The organism is Pseudomonas sp. PA-4-8C, assembly GCF_021606625.1.
Lineage (GTDB): Bacteria > Pseudomonadota > Gammaproteobacteria > Pseudomonadales > Pseudomonadaceae > Aquipseudomonas > Aquipseudomonas lactis.
Map to the genome: position 1 here is coordinate 1 of NZ_WKCD01000272.1, position 7,415 is coordinate 7,415.

Annotated in this window: 8 protein-coding genes and 1 tRNA gene; 8 read left to right on the forward strand and 1 reads right to left on the reverse strand. The window is 58.6% G+C overall.

Annotation, left to right across the window (positions count from 1 at the left end):
- Positions 1-101, forward strand: a 101-nt coding sequence (locus tag GIW04_RS25460; RefSeq protein ID WP_156422915.1) for a transposase domain-containing protein, incomplete at its 5' end; no start/stop codon positions are given.
- Positions 102-545: 444 nt separating this feature from the next.
- On the forward strand, positions 546-854 hold the full coding sequence (locus GIW04_RS25465; protein ID WP_120248559.1) for a DUF3077 domain-containing protein: 309 nt from the start codon (positions 546-548) through the stop codon (positions 852-854).
- A 164-nt stretch (positions 855-1,018) separates the two neighbouring features.
- Here the strand turns inward: GIW04_RS25465 and GIW04_RS25470 are convergent.
- Positions 1,019-1,103: transfer RNA gene (locus tag GIW04_RS25470), tRNA-Leu, on the reverse strand.
- 108 nt (positions 1,104-1,211) lie between these two features.
- On the opposite strand from GIW04_RS25470, the gene queA reads away from it, so the two are divergent.
- The 6 genes from queA to GIW04_RS25500 all read left to right on the forward strand — a co-directional run bounded on the left by queA (position 1,212) and on the right by GIW04_RS25500 (position 7,285).
- Entirely contained in the window at positions 1,212-2,261 is a 1,050-nt protein-coding gene (gene queA / locus GIW04_RS25475) for a tRNA preQ1(34) S-adenosylmethionine ribosyltransferase-isomerase QueA (protein WP_003194027.1), read from the forward strand.
- A 5-nt stretch (positions 2,262-2,266) separates the two neighbouring features.
- Entirely contained in the window at positions 2,267-3,382 is a 1,116-nt protein-coding gene (gene tgt / locus GIW04_RS25480; RefSeq protein ID WP_164692241.1) for a tRNA guanosine(34) transglycosylase Tgt, read from the forward strand.
- A gap of 43 nt (positions 3,383-3,425) precedes the next feature.
- Positions 3,426-3,764: a preprotein translocase subunit YajC gene (gene yajC / locus GIW04_RS25485; RefSeq protein WP_003175975.1), complete on the forward strand. Its 339-nt coding sequence runs from the start codon at positions 3,426-3,428 to the stop codon at positions 3,762-3,764.
- Between the two features lie 62 nt (positions 3,765-3,826).
- Positions 3,827-5,695: a protein translocase subunit SecD gene (gene secD / locus GIW04_RS25490; RefSeq protein ID WP_003194025.1), complete on the forward strand. Its 1,869-nt coding sequence runs from the start codon at positions 3,827-3,829 to the stop codon at positions 5,693-5,695.
- A 9-nt stretch (positions 5,696-5,704) separates the two neighbouring features.
- Entirely contained in the window at positions 5,705-6,619 is a 915-nt protein-coding gene (gene secF, locus GIW04_RS25495) for a protein translocase subunit SecF (protein WP_003194024.1), read from the forward strand.
- A 123-nt stretch (positions 6,620-6,742) separates the two neighbouring features.
- Complete coding sequence (locus GIW04_RS25500) at positions 6,743-7,285, forward strand: glycine zipper 2TM domain-containing protein (RefSeq protein ID WP_003194023.1); 543 nt, start codon at positions 6,743-6,745, stop codon at positions 7,283-7,285.
- Positions 7,286-7,415: the final 130 nt, after the last annotated feature.

Consider the following 7,415-nt stretch of genomic DNA (forward strand, 5'->3'; position numbering starts at 1 on the left):
TCGAACCCGCCGCTTGGCTCAAGGATACGCTGGAAAAACTACCCAGCTGGCCCAACAGCCGGATCGATGAGCTATTACCCCTCGCGCCTCAACCTGAGTAAAGGTGGGGCGGCTGGACGCTTACGATTCAGGCCACAGAGACGACAAATGCCAAGCGGTGGTTGCCAGTTCGCTGGAAACTTCTCGCCACAGATACCAACTTTCATCTCTAACTGCTCCTGCGCTACCTTTCTCCCGTCGCTTCCAACCCAGCGACCGGACTTGAGAATCCGAGAAACAATAGGCGCATAGGCGCCACCATCCATTAGACTGTTGGCGCTTTTTTGTGTCCGCATGTCTGTGTAATGGCGGCTATGCGTGGGAGACCTTCGGGTCTGCCGGGTTCCTATTGTCCCGGTTTCTCAGCCCGCGCATAGCTGCCACCCATTCGCATGAGAAACGAACGTGGCAGCTCACTACATAGGAGCTTAAGCAATGAGCGTTTCTGATAGGCCGTACCTTCGCAATTCCTCGACCCACACCTCCACCCCCCTGGGAGGTGCCCAATGATCAACCCACCCCTCAACAAAACCCTCGGCGTCATTACTTTTTCCACCTGCGGCAAACAGCCCGACGTCCACCGCTTATTCCGCGTCAATTCCGGTGTACCCATCCGTGATGCCCTGGAGCATGCCTCCGAGCTTCTCCATTGTTCAAAAATGCTGGCTTTGGATGCGGCGATGGACAAAAGCGCAGACCGCTATGCCTGGGCGGCGCATTATTTGGGGGAGATGGCGAAGGCGGTGGTGGATGATTTGGCGAATGGGATGTTGCCGAATGGGGTGACAGAGGAGGGGGATGCGGTTGCTGTGTAGGCAGATGCTTTGAAGGTGTTGGGGCTGGCGTAATCGCAGGCAAGCCAGCTCCCACATTGGATCGTGTTTCAGGTTGGTAATGGGTGGTGAGCAACGAATCAGCCCGCCGTCCACTTTTTTACGGGCGAAAAAAAGACCTTGAATTTCAAGGTCTTTTTTTAAGATGGTGCCCCGAGGGAGACTCGAACTCCCACTCCTTTCGAAAACGGATTTTGAATCCGCCGCGTCTACCAATTCCGCCATCAGGGCTCAATGGCGGCGAAGTATAGAGATGAGATTACCGTTGGTCAATCACGTTTCATGGTCTATTTTCACTATTTCCGCTAGACTTCCCGGCCCTGCTAGACGAACCCCATCATGCGCGTTGCTGACTTTACTTTTGAGCTCCCTGATTCGCTGATCGCTCGCCACCCTTTGGCCGAGCGTCGCGCCAGTCGACTGCTGACCCTGGACGGGCCCAGCGGTGCCCTCGCACACCGTCAATTCACTGATTTGCTTGAGCATTTGCGCCCAGGCGATCTGATGGTTTTCAACAATACCCGCGTGATTCCGGCGCGGCTGTTTGGCCAGAAGGCTTCCGGCGGCAAGCTGGAAATTCTGGTGGAGCGGGTGCTGGACAGCCACCGCGTGCTGGCCCATGTGCGCTCCAGCAAGTCGCCCAAACCAGGGTCGAGCATCCTGATCGAGGGCGGTGGCGAAGCCGAGATGGTCGCGCGCCACGATGCCTTGTTCGAGCTCAAGTTTGCTGAAGAGGTGTTGCCGCTGTTGGAGCGTGTCGGCCATATGCCGTTGCCTCCTTATATAGACCGCCCCGACGAAGACGCGGACCGCGAGCGTTATCAGACCGTGTACTCACAGCGCCTCGGCGCCGTCGCCGCCCCGACCGCCGGGTTGCACTTCGACCAGCCACTGCTGGATGCGATTGCCGCCAAGGGCGTCGACACCGCCTATGTGACCCTGCACGTGGGGGCCGGGACGTTTCAGCCGGTGCGTGTGGATAACATCGAAGACCACCATATGCACAGCGAATGGCTGGAAGTCAGCCAGGATGTAGTGGATGCGGTGGCGGCGTGCAAGGCGCGGGGCGGTCGAGTGGTGGCCGTGGGCACCACCAGCGTGCGTTCGCTGGAGAGCGCAGCACGTGATGGCGTGCTCAAACCGTTCAGTGGCGACACCGATATCTTCATTTTTCCAGGGCGACCTTTTCATGTGGTCGATTGCCTGGTCACCAACTTCCATTTGCCGGAATCCACGCTGTTGATGCTGGTGTCGGCATTTGCCGGTTACCCGGAAACCATGGCTGCCTACCAGGCCGCCATTGCTAACGAGTACCGTTTTTTCAGCTACGGTGATGCGATGTTTATCACCCGTAACCCGGCGCCGCGCGGCCCTGAGGACAACTTATGAGTCGTATGTCGTTTGAATTGCTCGCTACGGACGGCAAAGCCCGTCGCGGCCGCCTGACCTTCCCGCGCGGCACTGTGGAGACCCCGGCCTTCATGCCGGTCGGCACCTACGGCACCGTCAAGGGCATGTTGCCGCGCGACATCGTCGCCACTGGCGCCGAAATCATCCTCGGCAATACCTTCCACCTGTGGCTGCGCCCGGGCACGGAAGTGATCAAGAAGCATGGCGACCTGCATGACTTCATGAAGTGGCAAGGCCCGATCCTCACCGACTCCGGTGGTTTCCAGGTGTTCAGCCTGGGCGCCATGCGCAAGATCAAGGAGGAGGGCGTGACCTTCGCCTCGCCGGTCGACGGCGCCAAGGTGTTCATGGGCCCGGAAGAGTCGATGCAGGTACAGCGCGACCTGGGTTCGGACATCGTGATGATTTTCGACGAGTGCACGCCGTACCCGGCTGATGAAGAAGTGGCGCGTATTTCCATGGAGTTGTCGCTGCGCTGGGCCCAGCGTTCGAAGAACGCCCATGGCGATAACACGGCGGCGCTGTTCGGTATTGTCCAGGGCGGCATGCATGAAAGCCTGCGCAAACGCTCGTTGGAAGGCCTCGACAAGATCGGCTTTGACGGCCTGGCCATCGGCGGTTTGTCGGTGGGCGAGCCCAAGCACGAAATGATCAAGGTGCTGGATTATCTGCCAGGCCTGATGCCCGCAGACAAACCTCGTTACCTTATGGGCGTTGGCAAACCGGAAGATCTCGTAGAGGGTGTGCGCCGCGGTGTGGACATGTTCGATTGCGTGATGCCAACCCGTAATGCCCGCAATGGGCATCTGTTCATCGATACAGGCGTGCTGAAGATCCGTAACGCGTTCCATCGCCATGATGATTCGCCGCTGGATCCTACCTGTGACTGCTACACCTGCCAGAACTTCTCCCGTGCTTATCTGCACCATCTGGACAAGTGCGGGGAAATGCTGGGTAGCATGTTGAATACCATCCACAATTTGCGTCATTACCAAGTCCTGATGGCTGGTTTGCGCGAGGCTATTCAACAGGGTACATTGGCCGCCTTCGTCGATGCCTTCTATGCCAAGCGTGGCCTCCCTGTGCCGCCCTTGGACTGAGTTTTCCGACCCTAAGATTCACTATTTGCAACTGGAGTGCTAAATGAGCTTTTTTATCTCTAACGCCATGGCTGACGCCGCTGCGCCTGCTGCTGCCGGCCCTATGGGCGGTGGTTTCGAGTGGATTTTCCTGGTCGGCTTCCTGGTCATCTTCTACCTGATGATCTGGCGTCCACAGGCCAAGCGCGCCAAAGAGCAGAAAAACCTGCTGGGCAGCCTGCAAAAAGGCGACGAAGTCGTGACCACTGGCGGCATCGCCGGCAAGATCACCAAGGTTTCCGATGCTTTCGTGGTACTGGAAGTCTCCGACACCGTGGAAATGAAGTTCCAGAAGGGCGCCATCGCCGCCACGCTGCCTAAAGGCACGCTCAAAGCGATCTAAGTAACAACCTTTACCAATCGACGGGGCGCGCAAGGCGCCCCGCGTTATAAGCGGGCGGCGTGATGCTGAACAAATACCCTCTGTGGAAATACGTACTGATCCTGGCGGTGCTGGCGATCGGCTTTATTTATTCCGCTCCCAATCTCTATCCTGATGACCCGGCGATCCAGATCTCTGGCGCCAGCACTTCGCTGCAGGTCAATCAGGCTGATCTGGACCGTGCGAGCAAAGCGCTCAACGACGCGGGTATCCAGGTTAAAGCGGCAACCTTGGCAGCTGGTTCCAAAGGCGGCTTGTTGCGCCTCACCAAGCAAGAAGACCAATTGCCGGCCAAAGATGTCGTACGCAAGGCCATGGGTGATGACTACGTTGTCGCGCTCAACCTGGCCCAGACCACGCCACAATGGCTGCGCAGCATTGGCGCGCACCCGATGAAGCTGGGTCTGGACTTGTCCGGTGGTGTGCACTTCCTGCTGGAAGTCGACATGGACAAGGCCCTGGACGCACGTCTGAAAGTCTACGAAGGCGACGTGAAGAGCCTGCTGCGCAAAGAGAAGCTGCGCTATCGCAGCCTGCCGCAGCTCAACGGTGCCATTCAGCTGGGCTTTGCTGACGAAGCGTCCCGCGAACAGGCCCGTGCGCTGATCCGCAAGAACTTCAATGATTTCGACATCGTGCCTGCCGACCTCAATGGTCAAGCGGTACTGCGTCTGGCGATGAGCCCGGCCAAGATCGCCGAAATCCGCGAATACTCCATCAAGCAGAACTTGACCACGGTGCGTAACCGCGTCAACGAGCTGGGTGTGGCCGAGCCGATCGTGCAGCGCCAGGGCGCCAACCGTATCGTGGTTGAGTTGCCGGGCGTACAGGACACCGCTGAAGCCAAGCGTATCCTCGGCAAGACCGCCAACCTGGAGTTCCGTCTCGCGGCAGACCCAGGCGCTACGCGTGCCACTTCCGAAGAGTTCGAATTCCGTGAAGGCAACCGTCCTCCTGCGTTGATCGAGCGTGGTTTGATCATCACCGGTGACCAGGTGACCGACGCCAAGGCCGGTTTCGGCGAGCACGGTACGCCTGAAGTGAACATCCGCCTGGATGGCCATGGCGGCGAACTGATGAGCCGCGCAACGCGCAGCAACGTCGGTCGCAGCATGGCAGTGATCTTCATCGAGCAGCGCCCGGTGACCACCTACACCAAGCAGATGGTCAACGGCGTCGAGAAAGACGTGCCGGTGCAGACCTTCAAGGAAGAGAAGAAGATCATCAGCCTGGCGACCATCCAGTCGCCGCTGGGTGCTCAGTTCCGTATCACTGGCCTGAACGGCCAGGGCGAGTCGTCCGAGCTGGCGTTGCTGCTGCGTGCCGGTGGCCTGGCTGCACCGATGTACTTCGCTGAAGAGCGTACCATTGGCCCGAGCCTGGGTGCCGACAACATCACCAAGGGTGTCGATGCGGCGCTGTGGGGCATGTTGTTCGTGTCGCTGTTCATCATCGCCATCTACCGCTTCTTTGGTGTGATCGCCACCGTTGCCCTGGCGGGCAACATGGTGATGTTGCTGGCTCTGATGTCGTTGCTGGGTGCCACACTGACCCTGCCAGGTATTGCCGGTATCGTACTCACCATGGGTATGGCGGTGGATGCCAACGTGCTGATCTTCTCGCGGATTCGTGAAGAGATCGCCGCCGGCATGACCGTGCAGCGTGCAATCAACGAAGGCTTCGGCCGGGCATTTACCGCGATCCTCGACTCCAACCTGACCACACTGTTGGTCGGCGGGATTCTCTTCGCTATGGGCACAGGCCCGGTGAAAGGTTTTGCGGTGACCATGTCCCTCGGGATCTTTACCTCGATGTTCACGGCCATCATGGTGACCCGCGCAATGGTCAACCTGATCTTTGGCGGGCGTGACTTCAAGAAGTTGTGGATTTAAGGGGCTGCCATGTTACGTACAATCAACTTCATGGGCGTTCGCAACGTTGCGTTCGGCGTCACCGTGCTCCTTACCGTTCTGGCGTTGTTCAGCTGGTTCCATAAGGGTCTGAACTACGGCCTGGACTTCACCGGCGGTACGCTCATCGAGCTGACCTACGAGAAGCCGGCCGACGTTACCCTGGTGCGCAGCGAGCTGGTCAAGGCCGGCTATCACGAAGCCGTGGTACAGAGCTTTGGTGCCACCACCGACCTGCTGGTGCGTATGCCTGGCGAAGACCCGCAACTGGGTCACCAGGTAGCCGAGGCCTTGCAAAAGGTCGGCGGCGATAACCCTGCGTCGGTCAAACGCGTCGAGTTCGTCGGCCCGCAAGTGGGTGAAGAACTGCGCGACCAGGGCGGCCTCGGCATGCTGATGGCGCTGGTCGGCATCATGATCTACCTGGCGTTCCGCTTTCAGTGGAAGTTCGGTGTCGGCGCCATTGTGTCGCTGATCCACGACGTGGTCGTCACCGTGGGTATCCTGGCCTACTTCCAGATCACCTTCGACCTGACCGTATTGGCAGCTGTGCTGGCGATCATTGGTTACTCGCTCAACGACACCATCGTGGTATTCGACCGAGTTCGTGAGAACTTCCGTGTACTGCGCAAGGCGACGTTGATCGAGAACATCAACATCTCCACCACCCAGACCCTGCTGCGGACCATGGCGACGTCGATCTCCACCTTGCTGGCGATTGCTGCGCTGATGATCTTCGGCGGCGACAACCTGTGGGGCTTCTCCCTGGCGCTGTTTATCGGCGTTCTGGCGGGTACCTACTCGTCGATCTACATCGCCAACGTGGTGCTGATCTGGCTGAACCTCAACAGCGAAGACTTGATCCCTCCTGCCGCTACCGACAAGGAGGTCGACGACCGTCCTTGATGGGCGCTTGTTGATCCGCTGTTACAAGAAAGGCGCGAGTATTGAACTCGCGCCTTTTTTTTTGCTCCAAGGCTGGGTATAGCGCGGATCTTTCGGTCCGCTTGTGATGGTCAGGAGGTTCATGTGAACAAGTCGTTGCTGGTTGGTGCGGTATTGGGTGCTGTCGGTGTGACTGCCGGAGGCGCTGTTGCCACCTACAGCCTGGTAAAAAGCGGCCCTGAGTATGCGCAAGTGCTGGCGGTGCAGCCGGTGAAAACCCAGATTAAAACCCCTCGTGAGGTCTGCAAGGACGTCACTGTGACCCGGCAGCGTCCGGTGCAGGACCAACATCAAATCGCCGGTACCGTGGTGGGCGCCCTTGCGGGTGGCCTGCTGGGCAACCAGATTGGTGGCGGTAACGGTAAGAAGCTGGCCACCGTGGCTGGTGCAGTCGGTGGTGGCTACGCCGGTAACAAGGTTCAGGAAGGTATGCAGAACCGCGATACCTACACCACTACTCAAACTCGCTGTAATACCGTTAACGACATCAGTGACAAGGTGGTCGGTTATGACGTGCGTTACAACCTGGATGGCAAGGAAGGTACCGTGCGTATGGAGCGTGACCCTGGCAGCCAGATTCCGGTGGATAAAGAAGGTCGTCTGATCCTGGGTCAGAACCAGCAGTAATCCCCAGGTCTGGTTTCGATCCAAATGTGGGAGCTGGCTTGCCTGCGATGGCGGTGGGTCATAACTAATAAGTTGGTTGGCAGCCCGCCATCGCAGGCAAGCCAGCTCCCACATTGGATTGTATTGAGTC

Bases quoted from the DNA above. Each gene is read 5' to 3' on its own strand.
- GIW04_RS25465 (WP_120248559.1), top strand. From the start codon at position 546: ATGATCAACCCACCCCTCAACAAAACCCTCGGCGTCATTACTTTTTCC.
- tgt (WP_164692241.1), top strand. From the start codon at position 2,267: ATGTCGTTTGAATTGCTCGCTACGGACGGCAAAGCCCGTCGCGGCCGC.
- secF (WP_003194024.1), top strand. From the start codon at position 5,705: ATGTTACGTACAATCAACTTCATGGGCGTTCGCAACGTTGCGTTCGGC.
- secD (WP_003194025.1), top strand. From the start codon at position 3,827: ATGCTGAACAAATACCCTCTGTGGAAATACGTACTGATCCTGGCGGTG.
- yajC (WP_003175975.1), top strand. From the start codon at position 3,426: ATGAGCTTTTTTATCTCTAACGCCATGGCTGACGCCGCTGCGCCTGCT.
- queA (WP_003194027.1), top strand. From the start codon at position 1,212: ATGCGCGTTGCTGACTTTACTTTTGAGCTCCCTGATTCGCTGATCGCT.